Below are 23,137 nucleotides of genomic sequence, written 5' to 3'. Positions count from 1 at the left end.
GGCTCAGTGCGCCACCAGTAAGACCAGCGACGCGATCGACAGCACCAAGTAACCGCCTGGAAAGGCGATGTTGGAGAAGACGCGCGCCCGTACGTGCACAATGACGGCGCCGATGAAATACAGGACCAGCCCCGTCGCGGCGGCGATCCCGATATACCGCAAACCGAGCAGCCCGACGATCAGCCCACCGGCGCCGGCGAACTTCAGCATGGCCAGGGTCGGCAGCCAGGAGCGGGACACACCGACGCGGGCCGAATTCGCCAGGACGAATTGGGCTGGCACCAGGTCGGGCAGCGTAATGCCCGCGGTTGCGACGGCGGTGGTCAGGACGACAAGGAAGCGCACAATCGGTAGGGTCATGGTGCTGGTCTCCTTCGCAGCGGAGCGGTCGTATCGAGCGGTCATGGATGACATCTCTTTGACGACTCCCGCTCGCAGAAGGTGACCCGATGAACGCAATGGATCTCGCGGAGCTTGCGCAATGCTTCGACGCCGACCGCCGCCACCTCAAGTCGGTAGCTTTTCAGCTGCTCGGCTCGTCGTCCGACGCCGACGACGCCGTGCAGTCCGCATGGTTGAAAGCCAGCCGCTCCGACTTCGCCGCGGTCGACAACCTGACCGGATGGTTCACCACAATCACCGCCCACGAGGCCGTCGACCAGTTGCGGGGGCGCCAGCGACGGGCCGAGCGGCCGCTGGCCGAACCCGACGATCGGACCGCGCTGCCGGGTGCCGATGAGGAAGCCTTGCTGGCCGACTCGGTCAGTCGGGCGCTCGTCGTGGTGCTCGACCAGCTCTCACCGGCCCAGCGGGTCGCCTTCGTCCTGCACGACGTCTTCGGGTTGCCGTTCGAGACAATCGGTGACCTGTTGGACCGCACGCCCGCGGCCGCCAAGAAGCTGGCCAGCCGCGCGCGCAGCCGATTACACCCGCACCCGGCGGCGCGCAGCCCGCGCACCGCCCAGCACATCAGGCTCGTGGAGGCGTTTCTGGCGGCCTCCCGCGGCGGCGACATCGCGACGCTGCTCGAGCTGCTCGCGCCCGACGTCGTGCGCCGGGTCGATCCGGCACTGGTGCCCGACGATGTGCCAACCGAAGTGCGCGGCGCCAGAAACGTTGCCGAGGAGACCCGGCGCTTCTCCCAGCGCGCGCGCACCGGCGTTGTGGTTCTCATCGACGGCATGCCCGGTATCGCCCTTGCCCCGGCCGGACAGGTGTGGGCGCTGCTACGAATCGATTTCGGTACTGACGACCGGATTCGCGCCATCGACATCACCAGAGGCCGGCGCGGCGCCGTTCTCACGTCCGCGTACGCCTAGCCGTACCCGACAACTCAGGAAGAGCACAGGCCCATCGACTAAGAAGGACCAAGTGTGGGCCCGAAGAGGGGGCCGGGATCGGAAGCAGCATGTTCGAGAAGGCATTCGGACGGCGCAGCCTGTTGCGGGGCGTTGGTGCGGTGACCGCAGCCGGACTGGCACCGTGGGCCGGCGGTTGTGCCCCTGACGACGATGACGCCCTGACGTTCTTCTTCGCCGCTAACCCCGACGAGATCCACCCCCGGATGCGCATCGTCAAGGAATTCGAGCGCCAGCATCCCGACGTCAAAGTGCGGCCGATCCTGTCCGGACCTGGGGTCATGCAGCAGCTGTCGACTTTCTGCGCCGGCGGCAAATGTCCGGACGTGTTGATGACATGGGAACTCACTTACGCCGAACTGGCCGACCGGGGAGTGTTGCTCGATCTCAATACGTTTCTGGACCGCGACCGCCAATTCGCCGCACAACTGCGATCAGACAGCATTCCGGCGCTGTACGAGACGTTCACCTACAACAAGGGTCAGTACGCCTTCCCCGAGCAGTGGTCAGGCAACTACCTCTTCTACAACAAAGCCTTGTTCGCCGGCGCCGGACTCGCGCCGCCGCCGCGATCATGGAGCCAGCCGTGGAGTTTCACCGAATTCCTGGATGCCGCTACGGCTCTCACCCAGCGCGACGCGTCCGGCCGCGTCACCCAGTGGGGTTTCGTCAATGCCTGGGTCTCCTACTACTCGGCTGGTTTGTTCGCCATGAACAACGGCGTAGCCTGGGCGGTTCCGCTCACCAACCCGACACACCTCAACTTCGACCAGGACGCCTTCATCGAAGCCGTGCAGTTCTACGCCGACCTGACCAACAAGCACCGAGTCGCACCCAGCGCCTCCGACCAACAGTCGATGTCCACGGCCGACCTTTTCGCCGTGGGGAAGGCCGCCATCGCGCTGGGCGGTCACTGGCGATACCAGACGTTCGACCGAGCCGACGGCTTGGACTTCGACGTGGCGCCGCTGCCGGTGGGACCGCACGGCAGCGCCGCGTGCTCCAATATCGGGGTCACCGGGCTCGCCATCGCGGCGACCAGTCGGCGCAAGGAACAGGCGTGGGAATTCGTGAAATTCGCGACCGGACCCGTCGGGCAACAGCTCATCGGTGAATCCCGGCTGTTCGTCCCGGTACTGCGGTCGGCGATCGATTCCGACGGCTTCGCGAACGCACACCGCAGAATCGGCAACCTCGATGTGCTCACCGAGGGGCCGGCGGTCTCCAAGGGAATGCCGATCACACCCGCCTGGGAGAAGATCGGTGCGTTGATGGACCGCAACTTCGGCCCCGTGCTGCGCGGCGCCCGTCCGGCGACGTCGCTGCGCGCGCTCTCCCATGCGGTCGACGAGGTGCTGCGCAGTCCATGACCGCAATCGATAGACGCGCGCGTGCCGGGCGCCTGTTCGTGGCGCCCAACCTGGCGGCGGTCCTGGTGTTCATGCTCTTTCCGCTCGGTTTCTCGCTCTACATGAGCGGACAACAGTGGGACCTGTTCACCTCGCCGAAATTCGTGGGTGTCAGGAACTTCACCGAGCTGTTCACCTCCGACCCGCTGTTCGTCATCGCGCTGCGCAACACGGTGATCTACACCATCGGCACCGTGGTTCCGACCGTGTTGATCAGCCTGGTCGTCGCAGCCGTACTCAACCGGAAGGTCAAGGGAATCGGAGTCTTTCGCACGATCGTGTTCATGCCACTGGCCATCTCGTCGGTGGTCATGGCGGTCGTGTGGCAATTCGTGTTCAACACCGACAACGGATTGCTGAACATCATGCTCGGCTGGCTCGGCATCGGTCCCATACCGTGGCTGGTGGAACCGAGGTGGGCGATGGCCTCCCTGTGCCTGGTCAGTGTATGGCGCAGCGTTCCGTTCGCCACGGTGGTGTTGCTGGCCGCCATGCAGGGAGTCCCCGAGACCGTGTACGAAGCAGCCAAGATCGACGGCGCCGGCGAAATACGGCAGTTCGTTTCCCTCACAGTGCCGTTGATCCGCGGAGCGCTGACGTTCGTGGTGGTGATCTCGATCATCCACGCCTTCCAGGCTTTCGACCTCGTGTATGTCCTCACCGGCGCCAATGGCGGCCCCGAGACCGGAACCTATGTGCTGGGCATCATGTTGTTCCAGCACGCCTTCTCTTTCCTGGAATTCGGCTATGCATCCGCGCTGGCATGGGTCATGTTCGCGATCTTGCTGCTGCTCACGGTGATTCAGCTGCGGATCACGAGGCGACGCTCATGGGAGGCGTCCCGTGGCCTGGCTTGATCGGGTGGCGCACCGCGGAGTGGTGCGCGTTGCCGTTGTGTACACCGCGCTGATCGCGATCGCCTGGTGCGCGCTGTTTCCGATCTTGTGGGCGGTGTCGGGATCATTGAAACGCGAGGGAGAAGTAAGCGAGCCGAAGCTGTTTCCGTCTCACCCGCGCTGGTCCAACTACACCCAAGTGTTCGACCTCATGCCGTTTTGGCGCATGTTGTTCAACACCGTGCTGTATGCGGGATGCGTGACCGCTGGCCAGGTCTTCTTCTGTTCGCTCGCCGGATATGCCTTCGCACGTCTGGAATTCCGCGGCCGCGACACGCTCTTCGTGTTGTACCTTGCGACGTTGATGGTGCCCTTGACGGTCACGGTCATACCGCAGTTCATCCTGATGCGGGCAGCCGGTTGGGTAGACACGCCGTGGGCGATGATCGTGCCGGGATTGTTCGGCAGCGCATTCGGCACCTACCTGATGCGGCAGTTCTTTCGCACCCTGCCGGCCGATCTGGAAGAAGCCGCGATCCTCGACGGATGTTCGCCGTGGCAGATCTACTGGCGCATCCTGTTGCCCCACGCGCGTCCGGCGGTGATGGTGCTCGCGGTACTTACCTGGGTCAACGTATGGAACGACTTTCTGTGGCCGCTATTGATGATTCAGCGCAACAGCCTGGCCACCTTGACGTTGGGCCTGGTGCGTTTGCGCGGCGAATATGTCGCCCGCTGGCCGGTGTTGATGGCGACCTCGATCCTGATCCTGCTGCCGCTGGTCGTCGTCTACGCAGTGGCGCAGCGTTCCTTCGTCCGTGGCATCGCAGTGACGGGATTGGGCGGGTAATGGCTTCGGTGAGTTTCGAAGAGGCGACGCGGCAGTATGCGGGTACCCAGCGACCGGCGTTGGACCGCCTGAACCTCGACGTCGGTGACGGTGAATTCGTGGTACTCGTCGGGCCGTCCGGATGCGGGAAGACGACGTCCCTGCGGATGGTTGCGGGACTGGAGTCGCTGGACTCCGGAAAGATCCGCATCGGCGCCCAAGACGTGACCCACGTCGAACCCAAGGACCGTGACATCGCGATGGTCTTCCAGAACTATGCGCTCTACCCCCATATGACGGTGGCGCAGAATATGGGTTTCGCGCTCAAGGTGGCCAAGACACCCAAGGCGGAGATTCAACAACGGGTGCTCGCTGCGGCCAAGATGCTTGATCTGCAACCATTCCTGGATCGCAAACCCAAAGACCTCTCTGGCGGTCAACGGCAGCGGGTGGCGATGGGCCGTGCAATCGTGCGCCGACCGCAGGTTTTCTTGATGGACGAGCCGTTGTCCAACCTCGACGCCAAGCTGCGGGTGCAAACACGTAACCAGATCGCCGCATTACAGCGCCAACTGGGCACCACCACGGTCTACGTAACCCATGACCAGGTTGAGGCCATGACGATGGGTGACCGGGTCGCGGTGCTGTGCGACGGCGTTTTGCAGCAGTGCGCGGCACCTCGGGAGTTGTACCGCAACCCCGCCAACGTGTTCGTAGCCGGCTTCATCGGGTCTCCGGCGATGAATTTGTTCACCCTGCCGATCGTCGATTCGGCGGTGTCGCTGGGGGACTGGCTGATTCCGGTGCCCCGCGAGATCACCAGCACCGCGTCCGAAATTGTGGTCGGCGTCCGTCCCGAACACTTCAAAGTGGGCGACCGCGGGGTCGAAATGGAGGTCGACGTGGTCGAAGAGCTGGGCGCCGACGCCTACCTGTATGGCCGAATCACCGGATCAGACAAGGTGATCAGTAAACCCATCATCGCCCGCACCGAAGGCCATGACCCGCCGGAGAAAGGCAGCCGGGTCCGCCTGCACCCGCAGCCCGGACAGTTGCGTTTCTTCGGTGTCGACGGTCGGCGGATCCAGTGAGTAACGTGGCCGCCGTGAGCACCGCGCAGGCAGATTTGGTATGCGAAGGCGGAGGGGTGCGGGGCATTGGACTGGTCGGTGCGGTCGATGCACTGGCCGAAGCCGGCTACAACTTCCCCCGCGTCGCGGGCACCAGCGCCGGCGCGATCGTGGCGTCGCTGGTAGCTGCCTTGCAGGCCGCCGGTGAACCGCTGACCCGGCTCGGTGAAATCATGCGGTCCATCGATTATCGAAAAATCCTGGACCGCAACCTGATCGGGCATGTGCCGCTGATCGGCGGCGGATTGTCGTTGCTCTTGTCCGACGGGGTCTACCGTGGCGCTTACCTGGAAGACTTGCTCCGTGGACTGCTCGCCGATCTCGGGGTGCGCAGTTTCGGAGACCTACGCACCGGGGACGAACCTGAGCAGTTCGCCTGGTCCCTGGTGGTGACTGCCAGCGATCTGTCCCGGCGCCGGCTGGTGCGCATTCCCTGGGATCTCGACTCCTACGGCATCGACCCGGATGATTTTCCGGTGTCCCGTGCGGTCCACGCCTCCTCGGCGATCCCGTTCGTCTTCGAACCGGTCCGGGTAGGTGGCGCCACCTGGGTCGACGGCGGGTTGCTGTCGAGCTTCCCGGTGGAACTCTTCGACCGTGCCCAGCCGCGGTGGCCGACGTTCGGAATCCGACTGTCCGCACGTCCGGGCATCCCGCCCACCCAGCCGGTGCACGGTCCAGTGTCGTTGGGAATCGCAGCGATTGAGACCTTGGTGAGCAACCAGGACAACGCCTACATCGACGACCCCTGCACGGTGCGTCGTACCATCTTTGTCCCCGCCCAGGACGTGAGCCCGATCAATTTCGACATCACGACCGAACAGCGTGACGCCCTCTACGCCCGCGGGGTGGATGCCGGGCAAGAGTTCTTGAGCGCGTGGAACTACGACGACTATCTGGCGGAGTGCGGCACCCCGGCGGTGCCGTCGAGCTGATCGCCGGCGGGGCGTGCGTTGACGACGATCTCGTGGGTGTTGTACGGCGCGCCGAACGGCACCCCCTCCTCGTCGGCTCCTGTATTCCATTGACTGACAAGAATTCTCAAATTATCTAGCGTGGATCCGGGCAGGATGTACCCGCCGTAGGGTTGGCGAAGGTAATTGGGGGCGGCCTCGATACCCTGCTGGGCGGCGATGATCGGCTCGTGACTGCGGAAGATCTTCGTTGGAGTGTCCGCAACGCGGACCTGCACCTCATACACCCCTGGTGTGCTGTCGAACGCAACCAGCACCGGGCGTCCGTCGACTTCGCGGAAGCTGAGTTCGCCGTAGCTGGATCCGGGAGGGCTGACCGGCGCAGCGACCCGGCCCGGTGCACCCCACCTGCTGCCGGTCCACGGTTGCCAGCCGCTGCGGTCGGTGACGCGGGCGGGGTCGGCGCGATACATGGTGATGCCCTGGCTGCGGTTGAAGGAGTCCGCGACGATGTAGACCATGCCGTCCGTCGCCTGAAATCCGCTGATCTGGGTAGGTGCGCCTGCGGCCGGACGCCAAGAGCCGGCGACGGCTTGCCACCCGGCGGCGGGATCGTCGCTCACTTCGACCAGCCAGGAGCCGGCGTGCGGCTCAAGCGCTCGGGTGCCGACCACCAGCACATATGCTCGTCCGTCGGTCACGATGCTGCCGGCGGGCAGGGTGTTCATGTCCGGCTCGAGGCCGAGTGCCTGGGGCGGCGGTGGGAACAGTACGTTCGGCCGTAAGGGTCCGCCCGGCTTGTTGAACGGCGTACCGAAGATCGGCCGACTGTGCCGGTCCAACCCCGTGATCGGCACCGCGACGGACCGGTAGTGATCGCCCTCGGGGCCCCCAATCTTGTCACCTGCGAAGCAGTCACCGAAGATCGCCACCAGGCGCCCGTCGGGAAGCTGGACAACTTCCCCGAGGTCTGCCGCCCCAATACCCGGTATGCCCGGGTCGGCGCCGGTTCCCGCGATCGGCCCCAGAAACCGCACGCCACCTGGCGGCAACGGCCTACTGGCACCGCGGTCCACCCCACCAAACTAGATCACCCCGAGAATTAATGGAATGAGCCTCGGCACAAGCGGTTTCGCCAGGCGACGGCGCGCCGCGCCGACGATCCCCGTGAGGGATACCTAATATTGCCGCGTGGTTGATCGCTACGGTACCGACGTGCTTGCCGGGGGGGACGCCGTAAGCCTCGGTCGGTTGAGCATCCGGTGGAAATCGGCATGGTCGTCGAGGACGCGCAGACGGGGTATGTGGGGGCGGTCGTGCGGGTCGAGTATGGCCGCATAGACCTCGAGGACCGGCACGGCAAGACACGTGGCTTCCCGCTGGGACCCGGTTTTCTGCTCGAGGGCCGCCCGGTGATTCTGACGCCACCGCGTCGATCGGCGCCCGCGGCCGCCACCCGGACGGCGTCCGGGTCGGTGGCAGTGCCGAACGTGCGTGCCCGGGTGGCCCGCGCGAGCCGGATCTATGTGGAGGGCCGTCACGACGCGGAACTCATCGCCCAGGTCTGGGGCGAAGACCTGCGAGTGGAGGGCGTCGTGGTGGAGCACCTGGGGGGTGTCGACGACTTGGTGGACATCGTGGAGAAGTTCGCTCCGAGCCCGACGTCGCGACTGGGTGTGCTGGTCGACCACCTGGTGCCGGGGTCGAAAGAGGCGCGCATCGCCGCAGCGGTAGCGCAGGGGCCCAGTGGCGCCGACACCCTGGTGGTAGGCCATCCCTATGTCGATATCTGGCAGGCAGTCAAGCCTGCCCGCCTCGGGTTGGCCGCCTGGCCGGTCGTGCCGCGCCACATCCAGTGGAAGCACGGCGTGTGCGACGCGCTCGGCTGGCCACACGCTAACCAGGCCGACATCGCCGCCGCCTGGCGCCGGATCCGCGCACAGGTGCGCGACTGGAATGACCTGGAGCCCGCGTTGATCGGCCGGGTCGAAGAACTGATCGACTTCGTAACGCAGCCGGCCGCGTAGGTTGCGGTTGGCATCACGGATCGGCGCCAGTCAAGATGTGTCGTAGCTCACCGTCACGTTGGCCCGTCTGCTGAGCACTAAGCCGTGACGACAAAACCCATTCGCTTCAACCAACGGAGGAAGTCCATGACCGACGCGCTTGTCATCGACGCTGAGGGCCTCGACCGGCTGTCGTGTAACGCCAAGGCCGACCCCACCACGGGCAAGAAGACCCTGAAGGCCAAGACGGTGTGTGAGTCCGGTTTCCGCAACATGACCTACGTGCGCGACCTGGCGCCGATGCTGGTGGGCGAGCCGCCGGCGCTGCTCGGTGACGACTCCGCGCCCAACCCTTCCGAGACCTGCTTGGCCGCGCTGGGTTCCTGCATTTCCGTCGGGCTGCTGGCCAACGCCACCCACCGAGGTGTGACGCTGACCAAGATCGAGGTCGAGATGGAAGGCGACATCGACATCTCCGCCGTGTGGGGCGTCGGCGACACCCCGGACGGCAAGGTGCTGGGCTTCACCGCCGTGCGCTGCAAGGTGACCTTGGACGGAGACGCCGACGAGGCGACGCTCAAGGAGATTCACGACAATGCCATCGAATGGTCGCCCGTGGTGAACACCTTCCGGCGCCCGGCAACCGTCGACTCCACGCTGTCCATCGGTTAGGCATTGCGGCGATGAGTTACAACTCCTCGAAAGCCGAACTGGCCGAAGCTATCCGGTTCGCTCGGGTGAAGAAGGGCCTGAGCTGGACCAAGATCGCCGAGGCAATTGGCAAGGACCGGGTGTGGACTGTCGCGGCGTTGCTCGGCCAGCATGCGCTTTCCGCCGAAGATGCCGCGACCGTCGGCGCCCTGCTCGACCTCGACGATGACGCTGTCGCCGCATTGCAGCTGCTGCCGTACCGGGGCACGGACGACGCGGTCACCTCCGATCCGACGATCTACCGGTTCCATGAGGCGTTGTCGGTGTACGGCCCGGCGATCAAAGAGCTGATCAACGAGGAGTTCGGTGACGGGATCATGAGCGCGATCAACTTCCGCATGGACATTCAGCGTCGCCCAGACCCGGACGGCGACCGGGTGGTCGTCACTTTCGACGGCAAGTTCCTCGACTACCGATGGAAGCACCGCGAACAGGAGGGCTCGCCGTGACCGCGACGGTTGATGCTGAGCCGGACGTCCTCGATCCGGACTTACTGGCCGATATCCGGGCCCATGCCGGCGCGTTGGATCGCGGCGAGGACAACTCCCGGCGCAGTTTCGTCAGTCTCGGTGCGGCCGGTGTGCTGGGTTTGGGCGCACCCAATAACACCGACGGCAAGTTGCAACAGATGGCCGAGGTAATTCGGCTCATTTCCGGGGAGTGCATGAGTACCGGGTTCTCGGTATGGGCCAACCGGATGGCCATCGAGTACTTGCTCTGCGCTGCAACACCTTTCAGTGTCGCTGCTGCTGAGTCGTTGCTGACCGGCACCGTGCTGGGCGTGACCGGCATGGCCGCCGCGTTCAAAGAAGCGGCTGGCTGCGGCAGCCTGGAACTCACCGCGGTACCCGTCGCGGGTGGCTATCGGGTGAGCGGATCGCTGCGCTGGGCCAGCAATCTCTACGACGACTCGTTGATGGTGACCGCCGCACGAACCGATACCGGTGACCGACTGATCCTGGCTGTGCCGTTGAACACCCCGGGGGTCACCGTGGGTGATCACTTCAAGTTGCTGGCGATGGATAGCACGGCATCGTCCTATCTGGAACTGAAGGACGCTTTCGTTCCCGAAGAGCAGATCCTGTCCGGTGACTTCGGGGGCTTCCTCACCGGGGTACGCCCCACTTTCCTTGTGCTGCAGTCGGCTATGTGTCTCGGGCTGGCCAAGACAGCGGCGGCGCAGGCCAAAAACGGTGTGTCTGGCGTCAACTCTGTTTTCACTGAGGAAGTCGAAGCGGTTGCCGACAAGCTCGCCGCTGCGGAGAGGGAATTGATCCGCCTGACCGGTGCGGTCGGAGGCGCGAAGCCGCCCAGCAAGAAAGAGTTGTTGGCGCTGCGCTTGCGCGCGGCCGAAATCGCCAGCACTAGTGCGGCTTTGGAGATACGCACCGCCGGCGGCAAAGGATATGCGAGCAGAACACCGGCGAGCCGCCGGTTCCGGGAGGCGGCGTTCATCCCTGTCCAGTCGCCGTCCGAAGCTCAGCTCCGGTGGGAGCTGGAAGGGTGCGGTTGAGCGACCGCCCGGGCCAAACATGACCTCGGGGGCTTGCCCGGCCGAAGAGTCTGAACCCGAGCATTCGGTCGGCGGCATTCCGCTGGCCGATCTGGTGCGCGACTTTCATCGACCTATGGTGAATTTCGCTCGGACGATGGTGAATTCACCGGCGGTGGCTGAAGAGGCGGTGCAAGAGGCGTGGGTGCAGGTGATCAAGTCGTCCGGCTCCTTCGAAGGGCGGTCGTCGGTAGCGACCTGGTTGTTCGGCATTGTCAAGAACACCGCTGCACGGCATCGGCGCCGGGAGTCACGAATCCGGAACTTCGAAGTGCTGGCCACCGAAGACGCCGACCCGCTGTCAGGGCGCATGCATCCCGCCGGCCACCCGGACGCCGGACATTGGAGTGTGCCGCCATCTCGGCGGTTCCTCCCGGAGGACCAGACGGTCGAACGCGAGCTCGTCGGGTATGTGCGAGCAGCATTGGACACCTTGCCGGTACGGCAACGACAGCTGATCATCCTGCGCGATTTGGTCGGCACCTCAGCAGAGGAGGCGGCCGAGATTCTTGAACTGTCTGCTGAGGCGCAACGTGCTCTGCTGTATCGGGCCCGAGGGAACCTGCGAAACGAATTGGAAAAGCGGTATCAACGATGACCGGATTCGACAGCACCGTGCCAGCGATCGATTGTGTCGACTTCGTCCGACTGGTGGACGACCTGGTCGACTCCGACCCCCGACAGTGGGGCCCAATCGTGGCCAAGCACCTTGATGAGTGCCCACCGTGCCTGGTCTATCTGCAGCAGATGCTCGACTTGAAAGTGTTACTCAACCACGTGTTCGACGGCGAGAAGCTCACCGACGACCACATATCCGGGGTCCTCGATACGATCAACGCCCTCAAGGGTCAGGGCTGAGGAGAGATTCGGCTCGACCGTCCTAGCCGACGTGCAGGCTGCGTACCCGCGCAATCTCGTCCGCGGCCCACGTGCCCTTGCGGGCCTCCGTGGTCACTTCGGCGGTCGGCACGCGCGATTGGCCCGCGCTCAGGCAGTCGTGCCGTGTGGTGATGACCACCATGACCCCCGACGGGTCGAGCTTGCGCATGAGCGCTGCGGCGGCCTGGTGTCCGATTCGCTCCTGCACTTGCAGGCGGGCAGCGTAGCCGTGCACTAGCCGGGCCAGTCCGGCGGTGTCGACCACCCGCTGGCCGGGTCGCGGCCGGTAGGCGATGGTGGCGGTACCGGAAAAGGGCATCAGGTGGTGCACACAAGTCGAGGTGAAGGCGATCCCGTGCATGACGATCAGCCCGGGTTCGTCGGCGGCGGGAAGGTGAGTTTCGAGGTGGTCTTCCGGCACCTCGTCGTAGCCCCACAACAGGTCCCGCCACACGCGCGCGCCGCTAACCGGAGTGCGAGCGGTGTGTTCTCCCTCGTTGACGCCCAACGCATCGAGTAACTGCTGCATAGCAATCTCGACCGCCATGTCGGCGTTGTCCTCGTACCACGCGGGCGACTCCACCGTTTGCGTGGTGTTGATGGCCTCGGCAACTAGCATTTCGATCCCCGTCCCGTGAGTGCGGCAACTAGCTCCATACGATGCCGCGGCGGGGAGCCGGTGTCTGTCGACTGATCGGGCACTTATAGGACGAACGCCGTGTCCCCCGATCAGGGGACACCCACCCGCAGATGGGCCGTCAACAGCAGTTGATCGAACGCCGACTGCGCATCGAAAGGTTTGCCGACGGTGCGGAAATCATCAACGATCTGCTCGGCCAACGGACGCAGCTTGACGTTGGATTCTTGGGACAACCATTTCAGTAGGTTGAAGGCCGATTCGCCGTCGATGCCATACACCAGCATCAACATCCCTTTAGCCTGCTCGATACCGGCGCGGTTCTGGGTGATCTCGGCCAGCTTGGCCGTGACCATGTCTTCGCGCACCTGCTCTTGCGGGGAGACGTCGACGTAGAAGCCGTGCGAGCCGATGACGGTCCCGTGCTCGTCGCACAGCTGGTCTCCGACCACGACGACGTGGTGAATGTCGCCGCCGGTGTCGATGATCCGGTGGCGAGTGCTGAACGCTTTCCGATTGTCGAGAATGTCTGCTATCGCGGCCGCCACCTGGTCACGGTCGTCGGGATGCTTATGCGAGAGCACCAACTCGGTAGTCGGAGTGACCGTCCCAGGCTCATACCCGTGCATCTGTTGCACCTGGTCGGACCATTCCCAGCGCTGATCGGCGAAGTAAAACCGAAACCATCCCACCCGTTGCGGGGAACCGCCGGCCAGCGCTTGCTCAACGGCGGCTGACTGGCCGTCAAGATCCCACGTCATCGCTGGCCTGCCTCCTCGGGCAACGAAATTGGGACGCGTCTGAAATTAGCGGCGCTGGATGCTCAACGCCGAGGTGGTCTAAAAATAACGTGTCGGTGAACGTCCCGCGCAAGAGTTCGAACTCGCGTTGCCTCCTATTTTCCTCAGCCGTTGCCAGGCCGGCGAAGCGCGGCGACCGTTTGCGGTCGACGCCTGCGCGACCAGTTGGTCGCCGCGCTTAGCACCGAATGATCAGGCGTTGATCACTTCCCGACCAGCGGCGTTGTCATCGAGCACCTGGTGTCCGTTGCCGTGTCCCTTGCCGCGGCCGACCGAAATCTTGCGGGGCTTCGCCCTTTCGGCTACCGGGATGTGCAAGCTCAACACTCCCTCGTTGTAGGAAGCCTCGATCCGTTCGGTGTCGAGGTTCTCGCCGAGCACCAGCTGTCGGCTGAACACGCCGCGGGGGCGCTCGGTGGCGAGCATTTCCCGGTTCGGGTCGACAGCCGGTCGTTCGGCTCGCACGGTCACCACGTTGCGCTCGATGTCGATGTCCAGCGAGTCCGGGTCGATGCCGGGCAGGTCGAACTCGACGACGAACTTCTCACCTTCGCGCCAGGCATCCATCGGCATCACGGCCGGCTTTGCGGCGGTGCCGAGCACTTGCTGGGCGAACCGGTCAAGGTCTCGGAAGGGGTCGGTACGCATCAGCATGGCAGTCACCTCACATTCCTTTTCATTGATCGATGATGGCGATTTCTTATGCCATCAGACATAGATTTCATATATCACTTGTCGACAGTTCGATGCAAGTGTGATAGATAAGTTTTCTATGACCGAGCGTCCGGGAGAGACCACTGCACCGCCGTCCAATCACGGCGTGTACGGCATCTCGGTGGCCGCTGAACTGTCTGGCATCCCGGTGCAGTCGTTGCGCCTCTACGAACGACACGGACTGCTCAGTCCCGCCCGCAGCGATGGCGGCACCCGGCGCTACAGCGCTGACGACTTGGCACGACTGCAGCGCATCAGCGCCTTGATCGATGCCGGCGTCAACCTCGCCGGCATCGCACGCATACTCAATCTCGAAGACGACAACGCCGAGCTATCCGCGGCCAATACCCACTTGCGCTCAACCAATAGGACGTTGCGCAACGCCGCGCGAAAAGCGGCGAAAGCCGACCGAGCAGAGCCGAGCCTGGACGGTCACCGCTAGCGCGCCGCGACGCCGGCTAGGGGTCAGGCCACGACCCGGAAGTGTTGCATGCTGGGGTCAGCGGGATCGGGCAGGGTCATGCCGGCCTCCGCACCCGTTCGCAGGTAGTCGACCACGGCGTCATTGAGGCGCTCGCCCGGCACGACCGCTGGAATGCCGGGCGGATACGGAGTGATCTGCTCGGCGGCGATGCGTCCGGCGGCCCGGTCCGCGGGCACCATCTCCGTGGGCCCAAAGAATGCGTCGCGCGGCAGTGCGACGTTGTCGAGTTGCAGCTCGGCGGGGGAGGGCAACCGTATTGCCGGTGGCCGCTCGAAGTCATTCGCGGCCGCACGCCACCGGGTCATCGCGGTGATGAGTCGATCCGCGGTGTGCTTGTCGTCGGCGAACGACATCGTCGCCAAGATCCGGCGGTGGTCGCTGAGGCCGACATCGAGATGGCAATGCTCCCTGAGCCAATCCGCCGCTTGGTACCCCGACGTTTTCGTTGCCGAGACGTCCATCAGTACCTGGGTGATGTCGAGGTCATGCGAGGCCTCGTGGCCCAGCAGCTCGTCCTGGAGAACCTGCAGATCGGGGATCTCCGAGAGTCGGCCGCGCAGATAGCCGGCCAGCTCCAGCTCCGCTGAGAGCAGCTCGTGGCCATGCTCCACCATCTGGCGCCGCCATCCGTCAAGAGCGGCATAGACCAACACGTTCGGGCTCGTCGTCATCAGCAGGTCCGCGCATTTGGACAAGCGATCGGGATCAACGAGGTTCCCTTGCAGGTGGAACACCGAACCCTGCTCGAAGCCGGCGCCCATCTTGTGAACGCTGACCACACAAATGTCCGCACCGGCATCCATTGCCCACGTCGGCAGGTCGTCATGAAAGGGCAAATGGGCGCCCCATGCTTCGTCGACGATGAGGGGTTTGTTGCGCTCGTGGCACACATCGGCGATGGCGGCGATGTCGGCGCAGGTGCCGTACGGACTGGGACTGACGATCAACGCTCCGGCGGCGTCGGGGTGTTTCTCCCACGCCTCACGTACTTGTTCCGGCGACGGCGGGTGGGAGAAGTGTCGGTCGCTGTCCCACTGCGGAGAAATCCACCGGGGCTGCACACCCGAGAAGATCAACCCCGCGACGATGGACTTGTGACTGTCCCGAGAGACCAGCAGTCCGCCTTCGGCGCCGCCCGCCACCGCCAGCATGGCCGCCTTCACCGACAACGAACTGCCGCAAGTTGAGAAGAACGCCGTGTCTGCGCCGACCGCGTCGGCCATCAACTCTTCGGCGCGGGCTAGTAATTTCCCCCGCGACATGCGGTCGTCGAGCCCGTTGCTGGCCAGCACGTCATCGAGGAAGGGCTCTTTGCCCAGTACGGCGAGGACGCGGGGATCGGCGCCGGCACCCTGCCGATGCCCCGGGGGAGTGAACCCGTATCGATCCTTACGGCGGTAATCGATCAGCGCGTCCAGCAGCGGCGTCTGGGATTGATCCATGGCACGTGCATACCCCGGCGCGCGCCCACCGACCCACCATCGGCGTTTCCCAGCATCGCGGTCGGGTATCCCAGACGACCATGACGGGCGCTTTGGGAGTCCCGCCGCTTCGGGCGATCGGGCTGATCTGCAATCTCAAAACCAGTCCGGCGCCGTCAAGCAGCGCCCTCATGGCCGAACATGTCGTCGCTGAGCTGAGCAAAGCCGGCGTCGAACATGAGCTGATCCGTTGCGTCGACTACAACATTGCTCCTGGTGTCGATGCGGACATGGGGGACGGCGACGAGTGGCCTGAGATTCGGCGCAAGGTGCTCGATGCCGACATCATTCTCATCAGCACACCGATATGGCTGGGGCACCCGTCGAGTGTGACGCAGCGTGTGCTCGAACGCCTTGATGCCGAGTTGTCCAACACCGATGACAGCGGAGTTCCGGTCATGGTGAACAAAGTCGCGCTGGTCAGCGTGGTGGGTAATGAGGACGGCGCGCACAAAGTTGTCGCCGACCTCTTCCAAGCCCTCAACGACATCGGGTTCAGCATCCCCGCGCAAGGCTGCACCTATTGGAACGGACCCGCGATGGAATCCACGAATTACGAGGATCTCGACGAGGTGCCGGAGCAGATCGCTTCGACGACTGCGACGGCGGCTCGCAACGCCGCCCATTTGGCCCGGACGCTGAAAGAGCGCAGGTACCCGCCGTATGCGTCGTAGAGCCGCTGAGTAACAAGATCCACGGTCACTCGGTGGCACCGGCCCCGCCATATCACCAAGTGGGTTGCCGGATGGGGAAACGGGTATTCGGCGTCCGATGCAAGCCCCAAGGAGTAGCAGTGGCTGAAACGACAGAGCTCGGCGCCGACGTGGTCAACCACGCCCGGCAGCAGGCCGACGAATATCGCGGTGATAACCCGCGTCCGCTGGGCGGATACATAGTGACCATGAGCACCTACGCCGTGATCGTCGCCGTCAGCGCCGTGGTCGCCGCGGTGACCGGACGAAAGCTGCCTGACCGGTGGCGCGTACAAGACCTGATTACGGTGGCGCTCGGTACTCACAAGCTTTCCCGGACGGTGACCAAGGGATCGGTGACGAGTCCGCTGCGCGCGCCGTTCACTCGGTACATGGGCAGTGGTGGCCCGGCTGAGGTGGTCGAAGAAACCCGCAATTCCAGCCAGATTCGGCACAGTGTGGGCGAGTTACTGACGTGCCCGTTCTGCTTCGATATGTGGGTTGCCACCGGATTCGCCATCGGCCTGGTCTTCGCGCCCAAAGTCACTCGTATGGTCGCGGGCACCTTCGCCGCGCTCACGGGTGCCGACTTCCTCCAGCTCGCGTATTCGATTGCGCAGCAATCGGCGGAGGGCTAACCACACGCAGTTGCACGAAAGGTTCGCCATGCCAAAGACAACCAAGAGCGGCGGAGCCAAGAAAGACGAGCTGCCCAGTACCTTGCGGCGTTCCAGCCCGAAGGCGCAGCGGACGTTCGCCAAAGCCCATGACGCGGCCGCGGAACAGTATGGCAGCGAGGAGCGGGCCCACCGCGTCGCTTACGCCGCCGTCAAACACAGCTATGAGAAGGTCGGCGACCACTGGGAAGCGAAAGAAAAGAAGGGCCCCTCGGACAAGCGGGCAGAAAGCGGCGGCCCCGACAACAACCTGCCCTCCGCCGAAGGCGTCGACGCAAACGCGAGCAAGAAGCACCTGCTCGACATCGCGCGTCGACTCGATGTTCGGGGCCGCTCGACGATGAGCAAGTCTGAATTGGTCGACGCCATAAAGAAATACAACCGCCGGGCCAGCCGCAGCTGAAGGCTTGTCACATGGCGACGGCACCTGTCGACGGAGCAACGCGCTACCTACCCGACGATCATTCGTTGAGCTCTCTCGAGAACGCGGCGAGTGGCTGTCAGGGTTGCCACCTCTATCAAGACGCCACGCAGACCGTATTCGGTCACGGAAAAGGCGATGCGCCGATCATGTTGGTCGGCGAACAGCCCGGAGATCACGAGGATCAGCAGGGGCTTCCCTTCGTCGGTCCGGCTGGCCGGTTGCTAGCGCAGGCGCTCGAGGACGCTCAGATTGACCCTGCGTTGACCTACCAGACAAATGCCGTCAAGCATTTCAAGTTCAAACGAGTAGGCAAGCGACGGATTCATCAGAAACCGGGCCGCATCGAGGTCGTGGCGTGTCAGCCTTGGCTTATTGCAGAAATCGAGGCGGTACAACCGCAAGTCATCGTGTGCCTCGGTGCGACGGCTGCACAATCGCTCTTGGGCAACGCGTTTCGGGTGACAGCTCACCGCGGCGAACGCCTGGAGCTGCCGGACGCTTTGCATGTCGACGTGCCCTCGCAACCGGTGGTTACCGCGACCGTGCACCCGTCGTCGTTGCTGCGCGACCGCAGTGACGACCGGGAGAAGAACTATCAGCTCTTCGTCGACGACCTCCGAAGCGCCGGCGCAGCGCTCAAATAGACAGTGCAGCAACGCCGAGTCACACATCAATCGGTGCGGCAGGAGGGCATGTTTCAGCTCGGTCGTCATGGGTAGATGAAGAGGAACGCTATGTTTTTGCCGACTGGTTGAGTCGCGCCCTGTGATCGACGCGACGCAGCTGCGATGTTCTAGGAGGCGCTGATGAGCGTACAAAACCGAGAAGCCACGAACGTGCAGCCCGCTGACCCCGCCCATTCGCCCGAGGCCGACCGGCCCGCCCACCGCCGGCATGCAGTCGTCAACTGGATTCTGGCACTGCTGACCGTGCCCGCAGCCGCATTGGTCATGGTTTTCGCCGTTGGGGCCGCGATGAGCGTCGCTGCTTGTAGCGCCGCTCAGTGTCCCCATCTGGGCCCCAGCGGCCTGCTGTACGGCGTGTTGTTCTACGGTGCACCAGTCGTCGCGGTGCTGACGCTCGTCGCGTCTTTCTTCACCGCCAAGCGTCGGCGGGGATTCGTCGTGCCGCTGATAGGGTTGGCGCTGCTGGTCGCCGACCTGGCGATCACTGCTCTGGTCTTCTAATTCGATTGCGTGGTAACCCAATTGGCGCAGCCTGCCGTTTTGTTCGATGTCGACGGGACTTTGGTCGACTCCAACTATCTGCACATTCACGCCTGGCAGCGGGCCTTCGCCGAAGTGGGCGTTGAAATTGAGATGTGGCGCGTTCACCGGTCGATCGGGATGGATGGGTCGACTCTGGTGAAAGAACTGTCTGGCGATGCGCCGGAGGACGTGCAGAGTCAGTTGAAAGACGCGCACTCGCGTTATTACAAGGAAGCCGCGCCGCTGCTGCGTCCGCTGCCGGGTGCGCGCGAATTGCTCAGGCGGGTAGCCGATCTCGGTCTCCAAGTCGTGCTCGCGACGTCAGCTCCGGAAGACGAACTGGCGATGTTGCGCGAGGTGCTCGATAGCGACGACCTAGTGAGCGAGGTGACCTCCTCCGCCGATGTGGATACGGCGAAACCGAAGCCCGACATCGTCAATGTGGCTTTGGAACGGGCGGGCGTGACCGCCGAAGAAGCCGTGTTTGTCGGCGACGCGGTCTGGGACGCCGAGGCGTGCGCACGGGCCGAATTGGTCAGCGTTGGCTTACTGTGCGGCGGGGTGTCTCGTGATGAGCTGCGCGACGCCGGCGTTGCAGTTGTCTTCGAGAACCCTGAAGACCTGCTCAAACACCTCGATGAGTCGCCGATCGCGAAACTGATCGACAAGTCATAGCGTCGACAAGTCGTCGCTAGACAAGCGAATGGGCCCAGTCCTTGCGGACTGGGCCCATTCTCGCGTCAAGCTACTGGTTGGCCTTCTGCTTCTGCTCGGCCGCGTCCGCACCGCCACGGGCGGCTTCGGCCTGTGCTTCCTTCTCGGCAGCGTCGCGCTGGGCGTCCGCCTTGTCCTGCTGCGCCTGGCCCTCGCGCTTCAGGTCGTCCTGGCCGGCGACGGCACCGACAACTTCTTTCGCCTTGCCCTTAACGCCCTCGACGACGCCTTCGACGCCCTCTGCGGGGCCACTCTTGTCAGACATGCATTCCTCCCTATTGCTGAATACTCAGCCTCGCGCTCCGCAAGATTGCGCTCAGCCAACAGGTACGGTCCTGAGTCCGCGACGACGTTGTTCACGTCTCAGTCCACGATTTACGCCCTGCGATCACAGGGGTTTCCGATTGCCTGAATCCTCAAACATGTGCGCTCGACCACCGCGGGTCGGGCCCGGTGAGCAGGGCAAACTTTTCCTCATCAGCGACTGCTACCCCGATGCGGCAGAAACTCCTGAGCTTTGACCTTGACGCCCTCTTTGATCATGGCGAAGGCGTCCTCGTCACCGCGCAGCACCGCGCCGGCAGTGGCCTTCATCTGCTCCAGCGTCGCGTGTGGGGGTACCGGCGGGATATTGGGATCACAATGCACGTCCAGCACCGTGGGCCGGTCGGAGTGCAGGGCACGATCCCACGCGGGCGCGATCTCGTCGGGATCGGTCAGCGTGGCGTGGCCCAAGCCCAAGCTGGCGGCGAACGCAGCGTAGTCGACGTCGGGCAGCGTCTGGGATTCGGCGAACTTCGGCGCACCGCCCATGGCGCGCATCTCCCAGGTCACCTGGTTGAGGTCATTGTTGTGTAACACCGCGATGACCAATCGCGGATCCTGCCACTGTTTCCAGTAATGCGCGATGGTGATCAGCTCCGCCAGACCGTTCATCTGCATCGCACCATCGCCGGGAAAGGCAATCACCGGACGATCTGAGTGGGCGAACTTGGCACCGATGGCGTACGGTACCGCGGGGCCCATTGTGGCCAGCGTCCCGGACAAGGATCCGCGGATGCCGGCGCGGAACTTCAGTTGCCGCGCATACCAATTCGTTCCCGAGCCCGAGTCGGCAGTCACAATGGCGTTGTCGGGCAACCTCGGTGACAACTCGGCGAACAACCGCATCGGGTTGATCGGATCGGCGGAGACGTGGGCTTCCATCGCCATGGTCTCCCACCAACGGGCCACGTTCTTCTCGATGTTTTCTCGCCATGACCGATCGGATTTGCGCTGTAGCAACGGCAATAACGCACGTATGGTGGCGCCGGCGTCGCCAACAAGGTTGACTTCATTCGGGTAGCGCATACCTATCACCGCGGGATCGATGTCGATCTGCACACCACGCGCCGACCCGTAGGCCGGCAGGAATTGCGAGTACGGGAAATTGGAGCCGATCATCAGCAAGGTGTCGCAGTCGCGCATCATCTCATAGCTGGGCCTGGTTCCGAGCAGTCCGATCGCCCCTGTCACCCAAGGCAACTCGTCGGACAAGACGTCCTTGCCCAGCAGCGCCTTGGCCACTCCGGCGCCCAGGACATCGGCGATCTCGGAGACCTCGTCGGCAGCGTTGCGCGCTCCACACCCGATGAGCATGGCGACTCGTTCACCGGCGTTCAGCACGTCGGCGGCATGACGCAATCCCTCAGGCGACGGCTCAACGGTGGACAGTTCGAGTCCCAGGCTGGAGGGGACCATCTTGAACTTATGTGCGGGAGGGCTGTATTCCAGCTCTTGGACGTCGCCGGGGATGATCAATGCGGTCGGAGCACGCCGGGCTAGTGCGGTGCGAACGGCGCGATCCAACACGTTGGGTAGCTGCTCGGGAACCGTGACCATTTCAACGAAGTCGCTGGCAACGTCCTTATAGAGGCTGAGCAGGTCAACTTCCTGCTGGTACCAACCGCCGATCGCGGTCCGCTCCGTTTGGCCGACGATGGCCACCACGGGTACCCGATCGAGCTTGGCGTCGTAGAGGCCGTTGAGAAGGTGAATGGCGCCCGGACCCGACGTGGCCGTGCAGACACCGATCTTCCCGCTGAACTTCGCGTAGCCGACTGCCTCAAAGGCGGCCATCTCCTCGTGTCGCGCCTGGACGAACATCGGCTTGTTCTCGGCGCGTCCCCACGCCCCGAGAAGACCGTTGATGCCGTCACCCGGGTAGCCGAACACGTGCGTAACTCCCCAGTCGCGCAATCGCTCTAGCAGAAAGTCGCTGACCTGAGTCGCCATTGCCTACCTCTTTCGCTTCTGGCCTCTGTTCGGCAGACGATTACCCAGTTGGGCGATCGTTAGACCTGCGATCGTCGGCGGCCGGAGTGCCCGCCAAACCAACCAGGACCAACCCGACGGAGAAGATCAGTGCCGTCAGCCACGGGAATCGCCCGTCGGGTGCGAACCCCGCGGCGGCGAGAAACGCCAGGGCGTAGGTCGTCATCACGGCCCCGGTCAACAGCAGGAAGCCGGTTAAACGGGCCTTCAGTCTCACGTTGACGACAGGCAGCGGCGCGGCGAAAAGTCGCCTCATAAGCCACAACAACACCATCTCGACCGCAGTTACCAGCGTCAGGATGGCCACCCACTCGAGGCGGGCGAGCCACCACTGCGCGGTGCCCTCGGGCGGTTGCGGTAACAGCCCTGCCGGGTAACCGACGACGCCCACCAACACGACCGGCACCATGTGCCACAGGTAGAGCGCCATCACGTTGGTGTTGGCGGTGCTCAAGATGCGTTGGGCTACGCCCGCGCGCAACACGCGGTCGAGCATGGGCGCTACGGTCATCGCTACTGCCGCTTGGGTGCAACCGAAGGCCAGCATGGCTATCGACGGAGGCGTGGTGTTCTGCACGGTTTGGCCCGGAACCCCGATCATGCTGATCGGATAGGGACCGGGCCAGATGAGCGCGGTCAACGCCAGTGCGGAGCCGGCCGCGAACAGTATCGGTCTGCGTCCGGTGAAAAGCCCGTCGTGCCAAGCGATCCCGAGCTGATAGAGCGTGCCCCAGCACAGCAGATAGTTGACCCAACCAAGGGCGGAGATATGGCCGGCAAGCGATGCGGCGTCCACCGCCGCCACCACGACGGCCAGCGCTGCGGGCACCAGCAGGCCCCAACGTTGCTGCGCGGCAATGGCAACGGGGGTCAGCAACACGACCAGCACATAGACGGCAAGAAACCACAGGTGCATAGCCACGGCCCAGCCCGCGTACTCCAGCAACGAGCCCGGCACCTGCAGCATCGCCAGAAACACGACGACCGCCGAGACCAGTGCCACGTACACCGCTGTCGGCCCGAGCACCCGAGCCAGTCGGCGGCGCAGCCACTGCTGCCGAGACACCGCCCCGGAGCCACAGCGGTGCGTCCACGACACGGCGCCGGCGTAACCCGCCACCAGGAAGAACACCGGGACGGCCTGGAATGGCCAAGTCAACCACTGCGTCCACGGCTGGTCGACGAGCGGGTTCTGTCGTCCGAAATAACCATCCCGATAGGTCACCGATGCGGCGGTCCAGTGCCCGAGCACGATGAGGACCACACCGGAGACGCGATAAAAGTCCACCGCCAGATTGCGCGCGGGCGCAGCGACTCGGACGCTCTGCACAACCGCGAGGGTACCCGCCGCCGGGGATCGGTTGCGCCG

General features: G+C 64.2%; 27 protein-coding genes and 1 pseudogene. 19 read left to right on the top strand and 9 right to left on the bottom strand.

The annotated features are described in order from the left end of the window. Window positions 1-3: 3 nt before the first annotated feature. Window positions 4-360, bottom strand: coding sequence for a DoxX family protein (locus tag I2456_RS14815; RefSeq protein ID WP_068033252.1), 357 nt, complete (start codon window positions 358-360; stop codon window positions 4-6). An 89-nt stretch (window positions 361-449) separates the two neighbouring features. Here I2456_RS14815 and I2456_RS14810 point away from each other — a divergent pair, with 89 nt between their 5' ends. The 6 genes from I2456_RS14810 to I2456_RS14785 all read left to right on the top strand — a co-directional run bounded on the left by I2456_RS14810 (window position 450) and on the right by I2456_RS14785 (window position 6,497). Further along, window positions 450-1,319 (top strand): sigma-70 family RNA polymerase sigma factor, encoded by an 870-nt coding sequence (locus tag I2456_RS14810; RefSeq protein ID WP_082965909.1) that lies wholly within the window; start codon window positions 450-452, stop codon window positions 1,317-1,319. An 89-nt stretch (window positions 1,320-1,408) separates the two neighbouring features. Then, the gene (locus I2456_RS14805; RefSeq protein WP_068033022.1) at window positions 1,409-2,728 is read left to right on the top strand and encodes an ABC transporter substrate-binding protein; all 1,320 of its coding nucleotides are present in this window, start codon (window positions 1,409-1,411) and stop codon (window positions 2,726-2,728) included. Continuing rightward, complete coding sequence (locus tag I2456_RS14800) at window positions 2,725-3,624, top strand: carbohydrate ABC transporter permease (RefSeq protein WP_068162371.1); 900 nt, start codon at window positions 2,725-2,727, stop codon at window positions 3,622-3,624. The genes I2456_RS14805 and I2456_RS14800 overlap by 4 nt, the downstream gene beginning before the upstream one ends. Further along, a complete protein-coding gene (locus I2456_RS14795) occupies window positions 3,611-4,453 on the top strand; it encodes a carbohydrate ABC transporter permease (protein WP_085073090.1) in 843 nt (280 codons plus the stop codon). Before I2456_RS14800 ends, I2456_RS14795 begins: the two co-directional genes overlap by 14 nt. Next, a complete protein-coding gene (locus I2456_RS14790; RefSeq protein ID WP_085073089.1) occupies window positions 4,453-5,523 on the top strand; it encodes an ABC transporter ATP-binding protein in 1,071 nt (356 codons plus the stop codon). The genes I2456_RS14795 and I2456_RS14790 overlap by 1 nt, the downstream gene beginning before the upstream one ends. Window positions 5,524-5,528: 5 nt before the next feature. After that, entirely contained in the window at window positions 5,529-6,497 is a 969-nt protein-coding gene (locus I2456_RS14785; RefSeq protein ID WP_139823040.1) for a patatin-like phospholipase family protein, read from the top strand. On the opposite strand, the gene I2456_RS14780 is transcribed toward I2456_RS14785, so the two are convergent. Beyond that, entirely contained in the window at window positions 6,455-7,513 is a 1,059-nt protein-coding gene (locus I2456_RS14780) for a DUF4185 domain-containing protein (RefSeq protein WP_205880171.1), read from the bottom strand. The genes I2456_RS14785 and I2456_RS14780 overlap by 43 nt on opposite strands. Window positions 7,514-7,667: 154 nt before the next feature. Between I2456_RS14780 and I2456_RS14775 the strand changes: the two are divergent. The 6 genes and pseudogenes from I2456_RS14775 (at window position 7,668) to I2456_RS14750 (ending at window position 11,603) form a co-directional block, all read left to right on the top strand. After that, window positions 7,668-8,503: pseudogene (locus I2456_RS14775) on the top strand (DUF3097 domain-containing protein). A 126-nt stretch (window positions 8,504-8,629) separates the two neighbouring features. Further along, window positions 8,630-9,154: an OsmC family protein gene (locus I2456_RS14770; protein ID WP_068033035.1), complete on the top strand. Its 525-nt coding sequence runs from the start codon at window positions 8,630-8,632 to the stop codon at window positions 9,152-9,154. Between the two features lie 11 nt (window positions 9,155-9,165). Continuing rightward, a complete protein-coding gene (cynS, locus tag I2456_RS14765; RefSeq protein WP_085073087.1) occupies window positions 9,166-9,642 on the top strand; it encodes a cyanase in 477 nt (158 codons plus the stop codon). Continuing rightward, entirely contained in the window at window positions 9,639-10,706 is a 1,068-nt protein-coding gene (locus I2456_RS14760; RefSeq protein ID WP_085073086.1) for an acyl-CoA dehydrogenase family protein, read from the top strand. The genes cynS and I2456_RS14760 overlap by 4 nt, the downstream gene beginning before the upstream one ends. 19 nt (window positions 10,707-10,725) lie before the next feature. Then, window positions 10,726-11,343, top strand: coding sequence for an RNA polymerase sigma factor (locus I2456_RS14755; protein ID WP_068162392.1), 618 nt, complete (start codon window positions 10,726-10,728; stop codon window positions 11,341-11,343). Next, window positions 11,340-11,603 carry a hypothetical protein gene (locus I2456_RS14750; RefSeq protein ID WP_068033043.1) on the top strand — a complete coding sequence of 88 codons (264 nt, stop codon included), beginning with the start codon at window positions 11,340-11,342 and terminating at the stop codon, window positions 11,601-11,603. The genes I2456_RS14755 and I2456_RS14750 overlap by 4 nt, the downstream gene beginning before the upstream one ends. A 22-nt stretch (window positions 11,604-11,625) precedes the next feature. Here I2456_RS14750 and I2456_RS14745 read toward each other — a convergent pair whose 3' ends face one another. The 3 genes from I2456_RS14745 to I2456_RS14735 all read right to left on the bottom strand — a co-directional run bounded on the left by I2456_RS14745 (window position 11,626) and on the right by I2456_RS14735 (window position 13,715). After that, window positions 11,626-12,243, bottom strand: a complete 618-nt coding sequence (locus I2456_RS14745; RefSeq protein ID WP_085073085.1) for a GTP cyclohydrolase I — start codon at window positions 12,241-12,243, stop codon at window positions 11,626-11,628. A gap of 110 nt (window positions 12,244-12,353) precedes the next feature. Beyond that, entirely contained in the window at window positions 12,354-13,022 is a 669-nt protein-coding gene (locus I2456_RS14740; protein ID WP_085073084.1) for a PAS and ANTAR domain-containing protein, read from the bottom strand. 231 nt (window positions 13,023-13,253) lie between these two features. Beyond that, a complete protein-coding gene (locus tag I2456_RS14735) occupies window positions 13,254-13,715 on the bottom strand; it encodes an Hsp20/alpha crystallin family protein (RefSeq protein WP_068033047.1) in 462 nt (153 codons plus the stop codon). A 118-nt stretch (window positions 13,716-13,833) separates the two neighbouring features. Here I2456_RS14735 and I2456_RS14730 point away from each other — a divergent pair, with 118 nt between their 5' ends. Beyond that, window positions 13,834-14,217 carry a MerR family transcriptional regulator gene (locus tag I2456_RS14730; protein WP_068033049.1) on the top strand — a complete coding sequence of 128 codons (384 nt, stop codon included), beginning with the start codon at window positions 13,834-13,836 and terminating at the stop codon, window positions 14,215-14,217. A gap of 23 nt (window positions 14,218-14,240) precedes the next feature. Here the strand turns inward: I2456_RS14730 and I2456_RS14725 are convergent, their stop codons facing one another. Further along, window positions 14,241-15,701: an aminotransferase class I/II-fold pyridoxal phosphate-dependent enzyme gene (locus I2456_RS14725; RefSeq protein ID WP_085073083.1), complete on the bottom strand. Its 1,461-nt coding sequence runs from the start codon at window positions 15,699-15,701 to the stop codon at window positions 14,241-14,243. Window positions 15,702-15,781: 80 nt separating this feature from the next. On the opposite strand from I2456_RS14725, the gene I2456_RS14720 reads away from it, so the two are divergent. From I2456_RS14720 to I2456_RS14695, 6 genes are all read left to right on the top strand, one after another. Further along, a complete protein-coding gene (locus I2456_RS14720) occupies window positions 15,782-16,414 on the top strand; it encodes a flavodoxin family protein (protein WP_085073100.1) in 633 nt (210 codons plus the stop codon). 119 nt (window positions 16,415-16,533) lie between these two features. Then, window positions 16,534-17,070 (top strand): DUF1360 domain-containing protein, encoded by a 537-nt coding sequence (locus I2456_RS14715; protein ID WP_068033053.1) that lies wholly within the window; start codon window positions 16,534-16,536, stop codon window positions 17,068-17,070. A gap of 28 nt (window positions 17,071-17,098) precedes the next feature. After that, window positions 17,099-17,512 (top strand): ChaB family protein, encoded by a 414-nt coding sequence (locus I2456_RS14710; RefSeq protein WP_068162402.1) that lies wholly within the window; start codon window positions 17,099-17,101, stop codon window positions 17,510-17,512. Between the two features lie 11 nt (window positions 17,513-17,523). Beyond that, entirely contained in the window at window positions 17,524-18,177 is a 654-nt protein-coding gene (locus I2456_RS14705) for a UdgX family uracil-DNA binding protein (protein ID WP_085073082.1), read from the top strand. Window positions 18,178-18,339: 162 nt separating this feature from the next. Further along, window positions 18,340-18,720: a hypothetical protein gene (locus I2456_RS14700; protein ID WP_174814199.1), complete on the top strand. Its 381-nt coding sequence runs from the start codon at window positions 18,340-18,342 to the stop codon at window positions 18,718-18,720. Window positions 18,721-18,729: 9 nt separating this feature from the next. Further along, window positions 18,730-19,416 carry an HAD family hydrolase gene (locus I2456_RS14695; protein WP_085073081.1) on the top strand — a complete coding sequence of 229 codons (687 nt, stop codon included), beginning with the start codon at window positions 18,730-18,732 and terminating at the stop codon, window positions 19,414-19,416. Between the two features lie 70 nt (window positions 19,417-19,486). On the opposite strand, the gene mbp1 is transcribed toward I2456_RS14695, so the two are convergent. From mbp1 to I2456_RS14680, 3 genes are all read right to left on the bottom strand, one after another. Continuing rightward, window positions 19,487-19,720, bottom strand: coding sequence for a microaggregate-binding protein 1 (gene mbp1 / locus I2456_RS14690; protein ID WP_068162415.1), 234 nt, complete (start codon window positions 19,718-19,720; stop codon window positions 19,487-19,489). A 212-nt stretch (window positions 19,721-19,932) separates the two neighbouring features. Further along, entirely contained in the window at window positions 19,933-21,729 is a 1,797-nt protein-coding gene (locus I2456_RS14685) for a thiamine pyrophosphate-requiring protein (protein ID WP_085073080.1), read from the bottom strand. A 40-nt stretch (window positions 21,730-21,769) separates the two neighbouring features. Then, window positions 21,770-23,098, bottom strand: coding sequence for an acyltransferase family protein (locus I2456_RS14680; protein ID WP_241007715.1), 1,329 nt, complete (start codon window positions 23,096-23,098; stop codon window positions 21,770-21,772). Window positions 23,099-23,137: the final 39 nt, after the last annotated feature.

It is taken from the genome of Mycobacterium kubicae, assembly GCF_015689175.1.
Lineage (GTDB): Bacteria > Actinomycetota > Actinomycetes > Mycobacteriales > Mycobacteriaceae > Mycobacterium > Mycobacterium kubicae.
Note: the sequence above shows the minus strand (reverse complement) of the source record. Positions and strands in the feature narration are given on the sequence as shown.

Coding starts and splice junctions, on each gene's coding strand:
- I2456_RS14705 (WP_085073082.1), top strand. CDS start 17,524: ATGGCGACGGCACCTGTCGACGGAGCAACGCGCTACCTACCCGACGAT.
- I2456_RS14815 (WP_068033252.1), bottom strand. CDS start 360: ATGACCCTACCGATTGTGCGCTTCCTTGTCGTCCTGACCACCGCCGTC.
- I2456_RS14685 (WP_085073080.1), bottom strand. CDS start 21,729: ATGGCGACTCAGGTCAGCGACTTTCTGCTAGAGCGATTGCGCGACTGG.
- I2456_RS14805 (WP_068033022.1), top strand. CDS start 1,409: ATGTTCGAGAAGGCATTCGGACGGCGCAGCCTGTTGCGGGGCGTTGGT.
- cynS (WP_085073087.1), top strand. CDS start 9,166: ATGAGTTACAACTCCTCGAAAGCCGAACTGGCCGAAGCTATCCGGTTC.
- I2456_RS14735 (WP_068033047.1), bottom strand. CDS start 13,715: ATGCTGATGCGTACCGACCCCTTCCGAGACCTTGACCGGTTCGCCCAG.
- I2456_RS14750 (WP_068033043.1), top strand. CDS start 11,340: ATGACCGGATTCGACAGCACCGTGCCAGCGATCGATTGTGTCGACTTC.
- I2456_RS14755 (WP_068162392.1), top strand. CDS start 10,726: ATGACCTCGGGGGCTTGCCCGGCCGAAGAGTCTGAACCCGAGCATTCG.
- I2456_RS14800 (WP_068162371.1), top strand. CDS start 2,725: ATGACCGCAATCGATAGACGCGCGCGTGCCGGGCGCCTGTTCGTGGCG.
- I2456_RS14810 (WP_082965909.1), top strand. CDS start 450: ATGAACGCAATGGATCTCGCGGAGCTTGCGCAATGCTTCGACGCCGAC.
- I2456_RS14745 (WP_085073085.1), bottom strand. CDS start 12,243: ATGCTAGTTGCCGAGGCCATCAACACCACGCAAACGGTGGAGTCGCCC.
- I2456_RS14725 (WP_085073083.1), bottom strand. CDS start 15,701: ATGGATCAATCCCAGACGCCGCTGCTGGACGCGCTGATCGATTACCGC.
- I2456_RS14710 (WP_068162402.1), top strand. CDS start 17,099: ATGCCAAAGACAACCAAGAGCGGCGGAGCCAAGAAAGACGAGCTGCCC.
- mbp1 (WP_068162415.1), bottom strand. CDS start 19,720: ATGTCTGACAAGAGTGGCCCCGCAGAGGGCGTCGAAGGCGTCGTCGAG.
- I2456_RS14730 (WP_068033049.1), top strand. CDS start 13,834: ATGACCGAGCGTCCGGGAGAGACCACTGCACCGCCGTCCAATCACGGC.
- I2456_RS14700 (WP_174814199.1), top strand. CDS start 18,340: ATGAGCGTACAAAACCGAGAAGCCACGAACGTGCAGCCCGCTGACCCC.
- I2456_RS14790 (WP_085073089.1), top strand. CDS start 4,453: ATGGCTTCGGTGAGTTTCGAAGAGGCGACGCGGCAGTATGCGGGTACC.
- I2456_RS14720 (WP_085073100.1), top strand. CDS start 15,782: ATGACGGGCGCTTTGGGAGTCCCGCCGCTTCGGGCGATCGGGCTGATC.
- I2456_RS14740 (WP_085073084.1), bottom strand. CDS start 13,022: ATGACGTGGGATCTTGACGGCCAGTCAGCCGCCGTTGAGCAAGCGCTG.
- I2456_RS14770 (WP_068033035.1), top strand. CDS start 8,630: ATGACCGACGCGCTTGTCATCGACGCTGAGGGCCTCGACCGGCTGTCG.